Raw genomic sequence first — 14,541 nt, 5'->3', positions numbered from 1 at the left:
GGACTCTTAAAGGGCGGATGCGGAGGCGAGGTCCTGGCGCTCGAGGGCGAGCGGCGTGGGTCCGGTCAATTTTACCCGTTCATGGGCGGCCAGGGACAGGGTGGCGCCAAGCACGTTCGGGCGGATCGGCAGTTCGCCGGCATCCAGGTCGAGCAGGCACGCCAGCGTCACGCTGGCCGGGCGACCGTAGTCGAACAGTTCGTTGAGAGCGGCGCGGATGGTGCGACCGCTCATCAGCACGTCGTCCACCAGCACCAGGTGCTGGCCTTCGATCTCGAACGGCAGCTCCGAGGGGCGTACCTGCGGGTGCAGGCCGTTCTGGCTGAAATCGTCGCGGTAGAAGGAGACGTCGAGGGTGCCCAGCGGGCTTTGGTCGCCGAGCTCGGCCTGCAGGGCCTGGGCCACCCACACGCCGCCGGTGCGAATGCCGATGAAGCGCGGCTCGGTGATGCCGCGGCGGGCCAGGTGGGCGCGAAGGTCGACGGCCATCTGCCGGATCAGGTCGGCGGGATTGGGTAGGCTCATTGCGTGCTCCTCGAAAGGCGGGCGCCGGGTCTGCCCGGCGGCAAAGCGGATTTAAGTGTTGGCCTCCAGCCAGCCTTGCAGCAGCAGGGCGGCGGCGATGGCGTCGACCGGGTTGTCGCGGTAGCTGCCGTGGCGCCCGCCTCGGGCCATCTGTTCGCCCTTGGCTTCGAAAGTGGTCAGGCGTTCGTCGTGGGTGTGCACCGGCAGGTTGTAGCGGCCATGCAGGCGGCGGGCGAACTTTTCGGCGCGCTCGCTCATCTCGCTGGGCGTGCCGTCCATGTTCAGCGGCAGGCCGACGACGATGGCATCGGGTTTCCATTCCTTGATCAGCTTCTCGACCTGGTTCCAGTCCGGCACGCCGTTCTGCGCCTTGAGCGTGCACAGCTCGCGGGCCTGGCCGGTGATCACCTGGCCGACGGCGACGCCGATCTGCCGGGTGCCGTAGTCGAAGCCCAGCAGCAGGCGCAGTTCGGCCATCAGGCGTGCCCTGCCTGGCTGGTCAGCAGGCTGAGGTTGATGCCCAGGCTGGCGGCGGCGGCATCCAGGCGCAGGTCGCTGGCCAGGCCGAAGATGATCTCGGGGTCGAACGGACAGTTGAGCCAGGCGTTGTCGGCCAGCTCCGCTTCCAGCTGGCCGGCTTCCCAGCCGGCGTAGCCGAGGGTGATCAGGCTCTGTTTCGGCCCCACGCCGGCGGCGATGGCCAGCAGCACGTCCTGCGAGGTGGTCAGCGACAGCCCTTCCAGCGCCACCGTGGCCTGGAAGCTGCATTCGTCGCTGTGCAGCACGAAACCACGATCGGTCTGCACCGGGCCACCCTGGTAGATCGGCACGTGCAGGGTGCTGGCCGGTGGCTGTTCGTCCGGTCGCAACTGCTCGAGGATATCGGCCAGGTTCAGCTCCTGCGGGCGGTTGACCACCAGGCCCATGGCGCCGTGGGCATTGTGCTCGACGATGTAGGTGAGGGTCTGGGCAAAGTTCGGATCGGCCATGTGCGGCATGGCGATCAGGAACTGGTGCTTGAGGTAGCTGGGGGCGAGGGTTTTCATGAGCGATAGTGTGGCGCCAGGTGGCGAGGCTGACAAGGTGCGCGAGTGGCTGTCGGTGACCCTTGTAGGAGCGGCCTTGTGTCGCGAAAGGGCTGCACCGCAGCCCCGGCAGTTCTGCATGAGGCCAAGACCCTGGGGCCGCTACGCAGCCCTTTCGCGACACGAGGCCGCTCCTGCAGGGGGCAAGCAAGCCCTGCGTTAGTTGCTCGACAGCTTGTCGCCCCGGGCAAAGCGCCAGGTGCGGATGATCTCCAGCCGGTCGAACTCGGCCAGGTCCCCGGTGAACGGCGCGAACGGCGCCGCCAGGCGGACGATGCGCTGGGCCGCCTGGTCCAGCACCGGCTGCCCGGACGACTCCAGCACCAGCACCTCGAACAGCGAACCATCGCGGTTGATCGACACCATCATGCGCAAGCTGCCATACATCTGTTGGCGCCGGGCTTCCTCGGGGTAGTTGAGGTTGCCGATGCGCTCGACCTTCTTGCGCCACTCTTCCTTGTACCAGGCGCCTTTGTCGCGCATGGTCGAGGCGGCATTGAGACGGTGAATGCGCGGGCGTTTGGCGTACAGCTGCTGTTCGTTGGACAGCTCGGCCTCGAGGCTGGCGATCTGGCTGGACAGCTGCGAGCTGTCGAAGTCCGGCACCTTGGCCTCGGGCTTGGGCTGCGGCTTGCTTTCCTTTGGCCTGGGCTCGACCTTCTGTGGCTTCGGCGCCTGGGTGGCGACCACCGATTTTGCCGGCGCCGGTGGGGTTTGCGGTCGCGCGGCCGGTGGCGGGGTGATCTTGTTGATCTTGCTGTCCTGGAAAGGCGCCACCTCGGTGGTCTTGGGCACCGCCTTTTTCTCCAGGGTACCGCTGCCCTGCTGGTTGTCCTGGGCCTGGAAGTCGGCCTTCTCGGGCGCTTTTTCGCTCTTGAAGGTGGCCAGGGTGATGTCCATGGTGTGGCGGATTTCGGCTGGCTTGACCACGCTGAAGCCCACACCCAGGATCAGTGCCAGGTGCACCAGGGCAGCCAGGAACAGGGTGAAGCCGAGCCGGTCCACCGGGCGAACGCGTGGTGGCAGCAGGTCGGGCGGGATGTCGGCGGGCAGCGTCATCGGGTATCCAGCAACCGCGCGCAAGGGCAGCGGCTCAGTCGTAAAGGACCGGCATCATACCCCACTGCGCGGCGTTGCCACGTGTCCTCGGTCAGCGCGCCTGCAGCTTGCGATCAATGGCATCCATCAATCGTCCGCCGATGTCGGTGTTGTAGGCCGCGTCGATCTCGCGGATGCAGGTCGGGCTGGTGACGTTGATTTCGGTGAGGTAGTCGCCGATCACGTCCAGACCCACGAACAGCAGGCCCTTCGCGCGCAGGGTCGGGCCGACCTGATTGGCGATCCAGCGGTCGCGCTCGCTCAGCGGGCGGGCCTCGCCGCGGCCGCCGGCGGCCAGGTTGCCGCGGGTCTCGCCGCTGGCCGGGATGCGCGCCAGGCAGTAGTCCACCGGGTCGCCGTCGATCATCAGGATGCGCTTGTCGCCGTCCTTGATAGCCGGCAGGTAGGCCTGGGCCATGATCTGCTGGGCGCCCAGCGCGGTAAGGGTCTCGAGGATCACCGACAGGTTGGGGTCGCCGACCCGGTGACGGAAGATCGAGGTGCCGCCCATGCCATCCAGTGGCTTGAGAATCACGTCGCCATGCTCGGCGGCGAATTGGCGAATGATGTCCGGGCGACGGCTGACCAGGGTGGGCGGCGTGCACTGCGGGAACAGCGTGGCGAACAGTTTCTCGTTGCAGTCGCGCAGGCTCTGCGGACGGTTGACCACCAGCACGCCTTCGGCTTCGGCCTGCTCCAGCAGGTAGGTGCTGTAGACGAACTCCATGTCGAAGGGCGGGTCCTTGCGCATGAGGATCACGTCCAGCTCGGCCAGGGGGCTGTCCTGCTCCTCGCCCAGCTCGAACCAGCGGGCCGGGTCGGCGAACACCTTGAGTGGGCGCATGCGCGCGCGTGCCTTGCCCTGGCCCTGGTACAGATCGCGCTGCTCCATGTAGAACAGGCTCCAGCCGCGCGCCTGGGCGGCCAGCAACATGGCCAGCGAGCTGTCCTTTTTGTAGGAGATGGACGCGATGGGGTCCATGACAATCCCGAGGCGAACGCTCATGGGGTAATTCCTCTTGGCGGCGGGTGGCCGCGATGGCACGAAAGAAAAGTGGCTCAGGGTGGCGCCGGGCGCGCCCACGGTCAAGGGGCCGGCGGATGGAATGGCTATCGCGAGTGTGCTAAAAAGGCCAGGCACATGGCCTGCACGGCCTTTTGGCGAATTCGCTCCCAGGCAGAAGCGCAACTATGGAACAGCCCCTGAAGGTGATGGTGATCGACGACTCCCGCACGATCCGCCGCACCGCCCAGATGTTGCTCGGCGAGGCGGGCTGCGAGGTGATCACCGCCAGTGACGGTTTCGACGCCCTCGCCAAGATCATCGATCACAGACCCCGGATCATCTTCGTCGATGTGCTCATGCCGCGCCTGGACGGCTACCAGACCTGCGCGGTGATCAAGCACAACAGCGAATTCAAGGACACCCCGGTGATCCTGCTTTCATCGCGCGATGGCCTGTTCGACAAGGCTCGCGGTCGGGTGGTCGGCTCCGACCAGTTCCTGACCAAACCCTTCAACAAGGAAGAACTGCTCGATGCGATCCGCGCCCATGTGCCCGGCTTCGCCGCGCAGGACCCACACGCACCCTGACGCCGCCGGCGAAGGCGGCGCCTCACGTTCCTCATGGGGAAACAGCATGGCCCGAGTTCTGATTGTCGACGACTCGCCGACAGAGATGTACAGATTGACCGAATGGCTGGAGAAGCACGGCTATGGGGTGCTCAAGGCCGACAATGGCGCCGACGGCGTGGCCCTGGCCCGCCAGGAGAAGCCCGACGCGGTGCTGATGGACATCGTCATGCCCGGCATGAACGGCTTCCAGGCCACCCGCCAGCTGAGCAAGGACCCGGAAACCAGCGCCATTCCGGTCATCGTGGTCACCACCAAGGACCAGGACACCGACCGCATCTGGGCCCAGCGCCAGGGCGCCCGCGATTTCCTGACCAAACCGGTGGAAGAGGACGCGCTGATCGCCAAGCTCAAAGAAGTGCTGGGCGCTTGACCACCCGCCCCCAGGGCGCGTCGCTGACCGCCTTCGAGCTGCTGCTGGACATCGACCGGCGCTGCCGCCTGCTGGTGGCCGACCAGCCGCCGCAGGATACCCGCCTGCAACAGTGGAGCGGCATCGGCTTTCGCATTGCCGGGCAATGGTTCGTCGCCCCCATGGGCGAGGTCGCCGAAGTGCTGCGCGAGCCTCGCAGCAGCCGGGTACCGGGCGTGCAGCCCTGGGTGCGCGGGGTGGCCAACCTGCGCGGGCGGCTGCTGCCGGTGATGGACCTGTGCGCGTTCTTCGGTCTGGGGCCGGCGGCGGCGGGCAAGCAGCGGCGGGTGCTGGTGCTCGATCACGAAGAGCTGTTCGCGGGGTTGCTGGTGGACGAGGTAGTGGGCCTGCAGCATTTCGCCCTGAGCAGCCTCGAGCTGTCGCCGCCACAGCCGCTGATCCGCGCCGCGGCGCCGTTCGTGCAGGGGCATTTCCCCCGTGAACGCAACTGGGCGATCTTCAGCCCGTTCGCCCTGGCCCAGGCGCCGGGGTTTCTCGATGTGGCGTTGTAGAGGACTTTCGACGTGAACAAGCCAGGACCCACCGTTCCCGCCGCGGCCGTTTCTCCCGCCGCCGTGGCCCAGCGGCCACGCAGCACGGCGCAGATCACCGTGCTGTTCGTGGTGCTGATCCTGTCGATCATCCTGCTGTTCGCCAACTTCGCCTACCTCAACACCCAGGCCAACCACGACAAGCAGTACATCGGCCATGCCGGCGAGCTGCGCGTGCTGTCGCAGCGCATCGCCAAGAACGCCACCGAGGCCGCCGCCGGCAAGGCCCTGGCGTTCAGGTTGCTGAGCGATGCGCGCAACGATTTCGAGCGGCGCTGGAGCTACCTGCGCGAAGGCGACAAGACCACCGGCCTGCCCGCCGCCCCGGTAGCCGTGCGCGACGAGATGGATGCCGTGCGCCAGGACTGGGAGAACCTGCGCAAGAACACCGACACCATCCTCGCCAGCGAGCAGACCGTGCTGTCACTGCACCAGGTCGCGGCGACCCTGGCCGAAACCGTGCCGCAACTGCAGGTGGAATACGAAAAAGTCGTCGAGATTTTGCTGCAGAGCGGCGCACCGGCCAGCCAGGTGGCGGTGGCCCAGCGCCAGTTGCTGCTGGCCGAGCGCATCCTCGGGTCGGTCAACACCGTGCTCGCCGGCGATGACACCTCGGTGCAGGCCGCCGATGCCTTTGGCCGCGATGCCAGCCGCTTCGGCCAGGTGCTCGAGGGCATGCTCGCCGGCAACCCGGCGATCCAGGTGACCCGGGTCGAGGACGCCGATGCGCGGGCCCGCCTGGCCGAGATCGCCGAGCTGTTCCAGTTCGTCGCAGGCTCCGTGGACGAAATCCTCGAGACCTCGCCCGAACTGCTGCGCGTGCGCGAGGCCGCGAGCAACATCTTCAGCCTGTCGCAGACCCTGCTCGACGAAGCCTCGCACCTGGCCAACGGCTTCGAGAACCTGGCCGGCGGGCGCACCCTGGACACCGTCGGAGGCTATGCGCTCGGCCTGCTGGCGCTGGCGTCGATCATCCTCATCGGCCTGGTGATGGTGCGCGCCACCAGCCGCCAGCTGCGCGAGACCGCCGAGAAGAACGAGCGCAACCAGCAGGCGATCATGCGCCTGCTCGATGAAATCGAGGAACTGGCCGATGGCGACCTGACCGTCACCGTGTCGGTCACCGAGGACTTCACCGGGGCCATCGCCGACTCGATCAACTATTCGGTCGACCAGCTGCGCGACCTGGTCGCGACCATCAACCACAGCGCCGAGCAGGTCGCTTCCGCCGTGCAGGACACCCAGAACACCGCCCGCCAGCTGGCCAAGGCCTCCGAGCACCAGGCCGAGCAGATCAGCGAGGCCTCCGAGGCAGTGGGGGACATGGTCGAGTCGATCGACCGCGTGTCGGCCCACGCCTACGAATCGGCCAAGGTGGCCGAGCGCTCGGTGGCCATCGCCAACAAGGGCAACGAGGTGGTGCACAACACCATCCACGGCATGGACAACATCCGCGAGCAGATCCAGGACACCGCCAAGCGGATCAAGCGCCTTGGCGAGTCTTCCCAGGAGATCGGCGATATCGTCAGCCTGATCGACGATATTGCCGACCAGACCAACATTCTCGCCCTCAACGCGGCGATCCAGGCGTCGCTGGCCGGCGAAGCCGGGCGAGGCTTTGCCGTGGTCGCCGACGAAGTGCAGCGCCTGGCCGAGCGTTCGTCCTCGGCCACCCGCCAGATCGAGGCGCTGGTGCGTACCATCCAGGCCGACACCAACGAGGCGGTGATCTCCATGGAGCAGACCACCGCCGAGGTGGTGCGCGGCGCGCGCCTGGCCCAGGACGCCGGGGTCGCGCTGGCCGAGATCGAAGGCGTGTCGCAGACCCTGGCCGACCTTATCCACAGCATCTCGGACGCCGCTCAGCTGCAGACGTCGTCGGCCGGGCAGATTTCCCACACCATGGCGGTGATCCAGCAGATCACCGCGCAGACCTCCGCCGGCTCCGGCGCTACCGCCGACAGCATCCGCCACCTGGCGCGCATGGCCAGCGAGATGCGCCGCTCGGTGTCCGGCTTCACCCTGCCGAAACCGGCGCAGCGCTCGTGAAGGAGGTGGGCATGGTGCCGTCCACCGGGCATCGCGAACGCCACGACACGGTCGCCCTGGCCTGGGCCAAGGCACCGATTCTCGACTGCCTGGGCCAGGCGCGCCAGGCACTGGAGCGTTTTTCGGGCGAGCCGGGCGACCTGTCGATGCTGGCGTTCTTCGTCGATAACCTGCATCAGGTGCATGGCTGTCTGCGCATGCTCGAACTGCCGGGCGCCACGCGCCTGGCCGAGGAGCTGGAACTGCTCGGGCGGGCCATGGCCGACGGCCAGGTAAGTCCCCGTGGCGATTGCCTGGGCGCGCTGTTCCGAGGCCTGGAGCAGCTGCCGCCGTATCTCGACCGATTGCGCGGCGCACGACACGACCTGCCGCTGGTGGTCATGCCGCTGCTCAACCAGCTGCGCACCTGCCGTGGGGCCGAGCCGCTGGCCCAGGTCAGCCTGCTGGGCGAACTCGGACAGCGCCTGGCGGGGCCGGCGGACCTGGCCAACCTCGACCTGTCACTGGGCAGCTGGCGCGAGCACATGCAGGCCGGCACCGGGCGTGACGCGCTGCGTTCGGTGGTGATGGCCCTGTGCGACGACCTGATGCGGATCAAGGATCGCCTGGACCCGTTCGTCGCCGTCGAACGCGTGCCGAGCGAACCGTTGGAGGCCCTGCTCGCGCCTCTGCGTCACGTCGCCGACACCTTGGCGGTGCTCGGCTTCCAGCAACCGCGGCGGGTGATCATCGATCAGGTACTGGCATTGCAGGCCCTGGCCGAGCAGGACGGGGCGGTGGACGAAGCGGTGCTGATGGATGTGGCCGGTGCGCTGTTGTACGTCGAGGCCACCCTCAACGGCATGGTCGGCCCGTTGGAGGAGACCGCCCCCGGCAGCCTCCCGGGTTCGGACCTGGCCGATATCCGCCAACTGTTGCTCAACGAATGCCTGAACGTGCTGCAGCAGGCCAAGGACCTGATCGGTGATTGCCTGGAGTCGGATTGGTCGCGCCAGCGCCTGCAGGCCTTGCCGGGCTTGCTGCAGCAGGTGCGGGGGGCGCTGGCCATGTTGATGCTGCCTGGCGCCGCCGAGGTGTTCGGCGCGTGCGCGGGCTATGTACAGGGCTGGCTGGTGCACCTGGAAGACGAGCCGTCGCCGGATGAACTGGCGCACCTGGCCGATGCGCTGAGCGCCGGCGAGGCCTGGCTGCAGTGGCGGGTCGCCGACCCGCTGGCCGACGCCCAGCGCTTCCTCGACATGGCCCAGGCCAGCCTGGGCGCGCTGGGCGTGCAGTGTCGGCGCCAGGACGGCACGGGCCGGCTCGACCCGACCGCGGACGGTGTCGACGACGAGTTGCGCGAGGTGTTTCTCGAAGAGGCCGGCGACCTGCTGCCGGAGATCGAGCGTCATTGGTTGCGCTGGCGCGCCGACAACGGCCTGCGCGATGCCCTGGTCGAGGTGCGCCGGGCCTTGCACACGCTTAAGGGCAGCGGACGCATGGTCCACGCAGAGGCCGTGGCGGAGCTGGCCTGGGGCGCCGAGCACCTGCTCAATCGAGTGCTGGAAGGACGCATCGTGCTCAGCCGCGAAGGGCTGGTGGCCCTGCAGCAGGTGTTCGCGCGCCTGCCTGACCTGCTGGCCGACTTCGCCGCCGGTCAACTGCCGGCCATGGTTGAAACCGAACAGCTGGCCGGCCACCTGCACGCCCTGGCGCTCAATGACGCGCGCGCCAATGCCCGCGTCGATGGGCTCGATCCGCAGTTGCTGGAGATTTTCCGCAACGAGGCCCAGACCCACCTGGCCGGGCTCGATGCCTTCCTGCAGGGCGGCGACCCCGAGGGCACGCCGGTCAGCGACAGCCTGCAGCGCGCCCTGCACACGCTCAAGGGCAGTGCGGCCATGGCCGGGGTGATGCCCGTGGCGGAGCTGGCCACGGCCCTTGACCGGCTGGTGCGCGAGTACAAGGGGCATCAGTTGCCCCTCAAACTGGCTGAAGTCGAACTGCTGGAAGCGGCGCGCGCGCTGTTCCACCTGGGGCTGGCGCAACTGGACAGCACGCCGCTGGCCGCCATCGCGGGGGCGGCGGAACTGATCGAGCAGGTCGGGCTGACGGTCGATGCCAGGCTGGCGCAGCTGCAGGCCGAGCCGCATCCGCCGCGACGAGCCCGGCGTGACCCGCAGCTGACCGCCACCTTCCTGACCATGGGCATGGACATCCTGCTCGACGCCGAGGCCCGGCTGGCGCATTGGCAGGGTGACCCCTCGCAGCACCACGAGCTGCAACTGCTGCTCGATGAAATGACCACCCTGGGCCACGGCGCGCATCAGGCCGAGTTGTGGCAGGTGGACGAGGTCTGTGAGGGCCTGCTGGACCTGTACGGCGCGGTGGAGGAGGGCAGCCTGGCGGTAACGCCGCGCTTCTTCGAGGTCGCCCGTCAGGCGCACGAAGCGCTTCTCGACCTGTTCGACGAGATCGCCGCCGGGCAGGACCCCAGTGCCCGCCCGGAATGCCTGGCGGCCTTGTACGGCCTGCTCGACGATGCCCTCGACCCGGCCGCCATGGGCCTGATCGGCGCTGACGCGGTGACGCCCCTGATCGTCGCGGGAGAGCTGCCGGACCCCGCTGTCGTCGAACTGTTCCTCGACGAGGCCGGGGACATCCTCGATGGCGCCAACCAGGCGTTGCAGCAGTGGAAGCAGGACCCGGACAGCGTCTCGGCGTTGTCCGTGCTGCAGCACGACGTGCTCACGCTGAAGGGCGGCGCGCAAATGGCGGCCATCGGGGCGGTCGAGGTGCTCGCCCAGGAGCTGGCGCTGCTCTACGAGGGGTTGGTGGATCGGCGCCTGGGCGCTGGGCCGGTGCTGTTCGAGCTGCTCAGGCGTAGCCATGGCGCCCTGGCCGACATGCTGCAGAGCCTGCGTCAGGGCCAGCCGCCGGTATCGGCGGTGGCGTTGCTTGGCGAGTTGCGGGAGTTCCGTCACGGCGCGCCGCCCCCGGGCGCGGTCGAGGCGTCGGCTGATCAGCAGGAGGCCGCCGGCGACAAGGAGCTGCTGGAGGTCTTCCTCGAGGAAAGCTCCGATATTCTCGAAAGCGCCGCCGAGTCTCTGGCGCGCTGGCAGGCCGATCCGCGCGGCACGGTCGAGGTGGAGAACTTGCTGCGCGACCTGCACACCCTCAAGGGCGGCGCGCGCATGGTCGAGATCGCCGCCATCGGCGACCTGGCGCACGAGTTGGAATTCCTCTACGAGCTGCTGGCCGCCGGGCGCCTGCCGCCGACGGCGCCGCTGTTCAGCCTGTTGCAGAACTGCCATGACCGCCTGGCGCACATGCTCGATGCCGCGCGCCTGGGGCAGCCGCTGCACGCGGCGACGGCGCTGATCGACTACATCCGCAACTTCTCCAGTGCCGCGCTGACCGACAGCGTCGCCGGCCAGCCCCAGGCCGAGTCGGCCCCCGCCGAGGCGCCTGCCGCCGCGCCCGAGCGGGCCGGGGACATGGTCAAGGTCGACGCTGAACTGCTGGACGACCTGGGCAACCTGGCCGGCGAGCATTCGGTGATCCGTGGCCGCATCGAGCAGCAGGTCAACGACGCCCAGTTCGCCCTCAACGAGATGGAAACCACGCTGGAGCGCATGCGCGACCAACTGTTGCGCCTGGATATCGAGACCCAGGGGCGGATTTCCAGCCGCCAGCAGCTTGAAGGCGACACCTATGACGATTTCGATCCGCTGGAGATGGACCGTCATTCGCAGTTGCAGCAGCTGTCCCGCGCCTTGTTCGAGTCGACGTCGGACCTGCTCGACCTCAAGGAAACCCTGCTGCAGCGTGCCCAGGAGGCGCACAGCCTTCTGCAGCAGCAGGCACGGGTCAACAGCCAGTTGCAGGAGGGCCTGACCGCCACCCTAATGGTGCCATTCGAGCGCTTGGTGCCACGCCTGCAGCGGGTGGTGCGGCAGGTGGCCAGCGAGCTGGGCAAGCAGGTCGAGCTGGTAGTCGGCAACGCCGAGGGCGAGCTGGACCGCAGTGTGCTGGAACGCATGGTCGCGCCGCTGGAGCACATGCTGCGCAATGCCGTCGACCACGGCCTGGAGTCGCGCGAGGCACGCCTGGCGGCGGGCAAGCCGGAACAGGGCACCATCCACCTGAACCTGCTGCACGAGGGCGCCGATATCGTCATCGAGATGAGCGACGACGGTGCCGGGGTGCCGCTGGAGGCCGTGCGCAACAAGGCGATCAAGCGTGGCCTGCTCGATCCGCAGGCACGTCTGAGCGACCACGAGATCCTGCAGTTCATCCTGCGCCCCGGGTTTTCCACGGCCGAAAAGATCACCCAGATTTCCGGGCGCGGCCTGGGCATGGACGTGGTCCATGAGGAGGTCAAGCAACTGGGTGGCTCGATGAGCATCGAGTCCAGCCCTGGCAAAGGCGCACGCTTCCTGATCCGCCTGCCGTTCACCGTGTCGGTGAACCGGGCGCTGATGGTCCACGTGGAGGACGAGCAGTACGCCATCCCGCTGAATACCATCGAAGGCATCGTGCGCGTTCCACCAGCAGAACTCGAAGCCTGCTACCGGCTCGATCCGCCGCGCTATACCTACGCCGGCCACGACTACGCGCTGCGTTATCTCGGCGAGCTGCTGCAGGGCAGCGGCCACTCCAGCCTGCTGGGCCAGAGCGTGCCGTTGCCCGTGCTGCTCACCCATTCCCATGAGCAGTCGTTCGCGATCCAGGTCGACAGCCTGTCGCCCAGCCGCGAGATCGTGGTCAAGAGCCTCGGCCCGCAGTTCGCTGCGGTGCCGGGGCTGTCCGGCGCGACACTGCTCGGCGACGGTCGGGTGGTGCTGATTCTCGACCTGCTCGGCCAACTGCGTGGCCAGCAACGGCGCCTGGCGCGGCTACCGGGGGCGGCGGGCAGCCGCCACGCGCTGACCGGACCGGCACCCCGGCGGCCATTGCTGGTGATGGTGGTGGACGACTCGGTGACCGTGCGCAAGGTCACCAGCCGCCTTTTGGAGCGTCATGGCATGAGCGTGCTGACGGCCAAGGATGGCGTCGATGCCATGGCGCTGCTGGAGGAGCATCGCCCGGATGTGCTGCTGCTGGACATCGAGATGCCGCGCATGGACGGCTTCGAAGTGGCTACGCGGATCCGCCGCGACGAACGTCTGAAACAGCTGCCGATCATCATGATCACCTCGCGTACCGGGCAGAAGCACCGCGACCGGGCGATGGCCATCGGCGTCAACGAATACCTCGGCAAGCCCTACCAGGAGTCGGTCCTGTTGCAGAGCATCGCCCACTGGAGCCAACCCCATGCTTGAACATATCGCCGGCCAGCGCAGCAGCCTGACGGGGCTGCTGTTGCCGTTGGGCGACCGCACCCTGGTGCTGCCCAACGTGGCGGTGGCCGAGCTGATCGGTCATCGTACCCTCGCCTGCGAGCCAGGCGAGCCGGCCTGGCACCTGGGTTGGGTCGACTGGCGCCAGCAGCGTTTGCCGCTGATCGGCTTCGAGGCCGCCTGCGGTGGTCAGACCGTCTGTGGCGAGCGGGCGCGGATCGTCGTGCTCAACGCCCTGGGCGATACCGGCCTGCGCTACCTGGCGGTGCTGCTGCAGGGTATTCCGCGTTCGTGCAAGCTCGACAGCCAGCTCAACTATGTGGACGTGCCGCTGGCGGGGCTGGAACTGGCGGCGGTGCAGGTGGGTGAGCAGGTGGCGCGGGTGCCGGATCTGGTGGGGCTGGAAAGGTTGGTGCGTGACGCGCAACTGCAACTTGCCGGTGGTTAGGATGTGATGCTGAGAGCCTCTTCCAGCAGGAACCCGCAGCGCCTCAGGAGGTCTTTGCTTGCATGTATTACGGTGAACGTTTCAACGCCTGGACCCACCTGGTCGGCGCGGTGCTGGCCTGCATCGGCGCGATCTGGCTGATCGTCGTGGCCGGCCTGCAGGGCGATCCCTGGAAGATCGTCAGTTTCTCCATCTACGGCTTCACCCTGCTGCTGCTCTACAGCATCTCCACCCTCTACCACAGCACCCGCGGGCGGGCGAAGCGGGTCATGCGCAAGCTCGACCACCTGTCCATCTACCTGCTGATCGCCGGCAGCTATACCCCGTTCTGCCTGGTGAGCCTGCGCGGACCGTGGGGCTGGAGCCTGTTCGGCGTGGTCTGGGGGCTGGCGCTGATCGGCATGCTGCAAGAGATCAAGCCGCGCTCGGAGGCGCGGATCCTGTCGATCGTCATCTACGCGGTGATGGGCTGGATCGTGCTGGTGGCGGTCAAGCCACTGCTGACCAGCCTGGGCGCGGCGGGTTTCGCCTGGCTGGCGGCCGGCGGCGTGTTCTACACCGTCGGCATCATCTTCTTCGCCTTCGACAGCCGGTTCCGCCACTGGCATGGCATCTGGCACCTGTTCGTCATCGCCGGCAGCCTGATGCACTTCGTCGCGGTGTTCTTCTACGTCAGCTAGAAGTCGCCCCACAACTGCTGGGCCACCGACAGCGCCACCACCGGCGCGGTCTCGGTGCGCAGCACCCGAGGGCCGAGGCGGGCGGCGTGGTAGCCACTGGCCTTGGCCTGCTCGACCTCGGCATCGCTCAGTCCGCCTTCGGGACCGATCAGGAAGGCCAGCTTCGCCGGCTTGTCATGGCTGGTCAGCGGCTCGGCCACCGGGTGCAGCACCAGCTTGAGGTCGGCTGCGGTGCGCTCGAGCCATTCGGCCAGGGTGAGCGGCGGGTGGATGACCGGCAGGGTGGAGCGACCGCATTGCTCGCAAGCGCTGATCGCCACCTGACGCCAGTGCGCCAGGCGCTTGTCGGCGCGTTCGTCCTTCAGACGCACTTCGCAGCGTTCGCTGACGATCGGGGTGATTTCGTTGGCGCCCAGTTCGGTGGCCTTCTGGATCGCCCAGTCCATGCGCTCGCCACGGGACAGGCCCTGGCCGAGGTGGATGTGCAGTGGTGATTCGGCCTGGCCGGGCAGGGCCTGGTCGAGGCTGACGCGTACGCTTTTCTTGCCGACTTCGAGCAACTGGCCGAGGTATTCCTGGCCGCTGCCGTCGAACAACTGCACGGCGTCGCCGGCAGCCATGCGCAGCACGCGGCCGATGTAGTGGGCCTGGGCCTCGGGGAGGTCGTGCTCGCCGAGGGCCAGGGGGGCGTCGATGAAGAAACGGGAGAGTCTCATGGTTCTACTCGGAATCTGAATGGG

At 67.8% G+C, this 14,541-nt stretch carries 13 protein-coding genes; 7 read left to right on the top strand and 6 right to left on the bottom strand.

Translation table 11 applies throughout. The features are described 5' to 3' along the window. Positions 1 to 6 precede the first annotated feature (6 nt). The 5 genes from pyrR to gshB form a co-directional block, all read right to left on the bottom strand. Positions 7 to 525, bottom strand: a complete 519-nt coding sequence (gene pyrR, locus N7422_RS19145) for a bifunctional pyr operon transcriptional regulator/uracil phosphoribosyltransferase PyrR (protein WP_279807994.1) — start codon at positions 523 to 525, stop codon at positions 7 to 9. Positions 526 to 576: 51 nt separating this feature from the next. Next, entirely contained in the window at positions 577 to 1,002 is a 426-nt protein-coding gene (gene ruvX, locus N7422_RS19140) for a Holliday junction resolvase RuvX (protein ID WP_028688357.1), read from the bottom strand. Continuing rightward, complete coding sequence (locus tag N7422_RS19135) at positions 1,002 to 1,571, bottom strand: YqgE/AlgH family protein (RefSeq protein ID WP_279807993.1); 570 nt, start codon at positions 1,569 to 1,571, stop codon at positions 1,002 to 1,004. The genes ruvX and N7422_RS19135 overlap by 1 nt, the downstream gene beginning before the upstream one ends. 198 nt (positions 1,572 to 1,769) lie before the next feature. Beyond that, positions 1,770 to 2,669 (bottom strand): energy transducer TonB, encoded by a 900-nt coding sequence (locus N7422_RS19130; RefSeq protein ID WP_279807992.1) that lies wholly within the window; start codon positions 2,667 to 2,669, stop codon positions 1,770 to 1,772. Positions 2,670 to 2,760: 91 nt separating this feature from the next. After that, complete coding sequence (gene gshB, locus N7422_RS19125) at positions 2,761 to 3,714, bottom strand: glutathione synthase (protein WP_279807991.1); 954 nt, start codon at positions 3,712 to 3,714, stop codon at positions 2,761 to 2,763. Between the two features lie 185 nt (positions 3,715 to 3,899). On the opposite strand from gshB, the gene pilG reads away from it, so the two are divergent. The 7 genes from pilG (at position 3,900) to N7422_RS19090 (ending at position 13,801) form a co-directional block, all read left to right on the top strand. Then, positions 3,900 to 4,301 (top strand): twitching motility response regulator PilG, encoded by a 402-nt coding sequence (pilG, locus tag N7422_RS19120; RefSeq protein ID WP_279807989.1) that lies wholly within the window; start codon positions 3,900 to 3,902, stop codon positions 4,299 to 4,301. 46 nt (positions 4,302 to 4,347) lie between these two features. Continuing rightward, positions 4,348 to 4,713: a twitching motility response regulator PilH gene (pilH, locus tag N7422_RS19115; protein WP_279807988.1), complete on the top strand. Its 366-nt coding sequence runs from the start codon at positions 4,348 to 4,350 to the stop codon at positions 4,711 to 4,713. Continuing rightward, positions 4,710 to 5,264, top strand: coding sequence for a chemotaxis protein CheW (locus N7422_RS19110; protein WP_166885909.1), 555 nt, complete (start codon positions 4,710 to 4,712; stop codon positions 5,262 to 5,264). The genes pilH and N7422_RS19110 overlap by 4 nt, the downstream gene beginning before the upstream one ends. Before the next feature lie 63 nt (positions 5,265 to 5,327). Next, positions 5,328 to 7,352, top strand: coding sequence for a methyl-accepting chemotaxis protein (locus N7422_RS19105; protein ID WP_279808037.1), 2,025 nt, complete (start codon positions 5,328 to 5,330; stop codon positions 7,350 to 7,352). 11 nt (positions 7,353 to 7,363) lie between these two features. Next, positions 7,364 to 12,655 (top strand): Hpt domain-containing protein, encoded by a 5,292-nt coding sequence (locus N7422_RS19100; protein ID WP_279807987.1) that lies wholly within the window; start codon positions 7,364 to 7,366, stop codon positions 12,653 to 12,655. Further along, positions 12,648 to 13,121 (top strand): chemotaxis protein CheW, encoded by a 474-nt coding sequence (locus tag N7422_RS19095; RefSeq protein WP_279807986.1) that lies wholly within the window; start codon positions 12,648 to 12,650, stop codon positions 13,119 to 13,121. Before N7422_RS19100 ends, N7422_RS19095 begins: the two co-directional genes overlap by 8 nt. Positions 13,122 to 13,183: 62 nt before the next feature. Next, positions 13,184 to 13,801 carry a hemolysin III family protein gene (locus N7422_RS19090; RefSeq protein WP_279807985.1) on the top strand — a complete coding sequence of 206 codons (618 nt, stop codon included), beginning with the start codon at positions 13,184 to 13,186 and terminating at the stop codon, positions 13,799 to 13,801. On the opposite strand, the gene N7422_RS19085 is transcribed toward N7422_RS19090, so the two are convergent. After that, a complete protein-coding gene (locus tag N7422_RS19085) occupies positions 13,798 to 14,517 on the bottom strand; it encodes a 16S rRNA (uracil(1498)-N(3))-methyltransferase (protein ID WP_279807983.1) in 720 nt (239 codons plus the stop codon). The two genes, N7422_RS19090 and N7422_RS19085, sit on opposite strands and share 4 nt — an antisense overlap. Positions 14,518 to 14,541 lie beyond the last annotated feature (24 nt).

The organism is Pseudomonas sp. GD04091 (genome assembly GCF_029836165.1).
Taxonomy (GTDB): Bacteria; Pseudomonadota; Gammaproteobacteria; order Pseudomonadales; family Pseudomonadaceae; genus Aquipseudomonas.
Note: the sequence above shows the minus strand (reverse complement) of the source record. Positions and strands in the feature narration are given on the sequence as shown.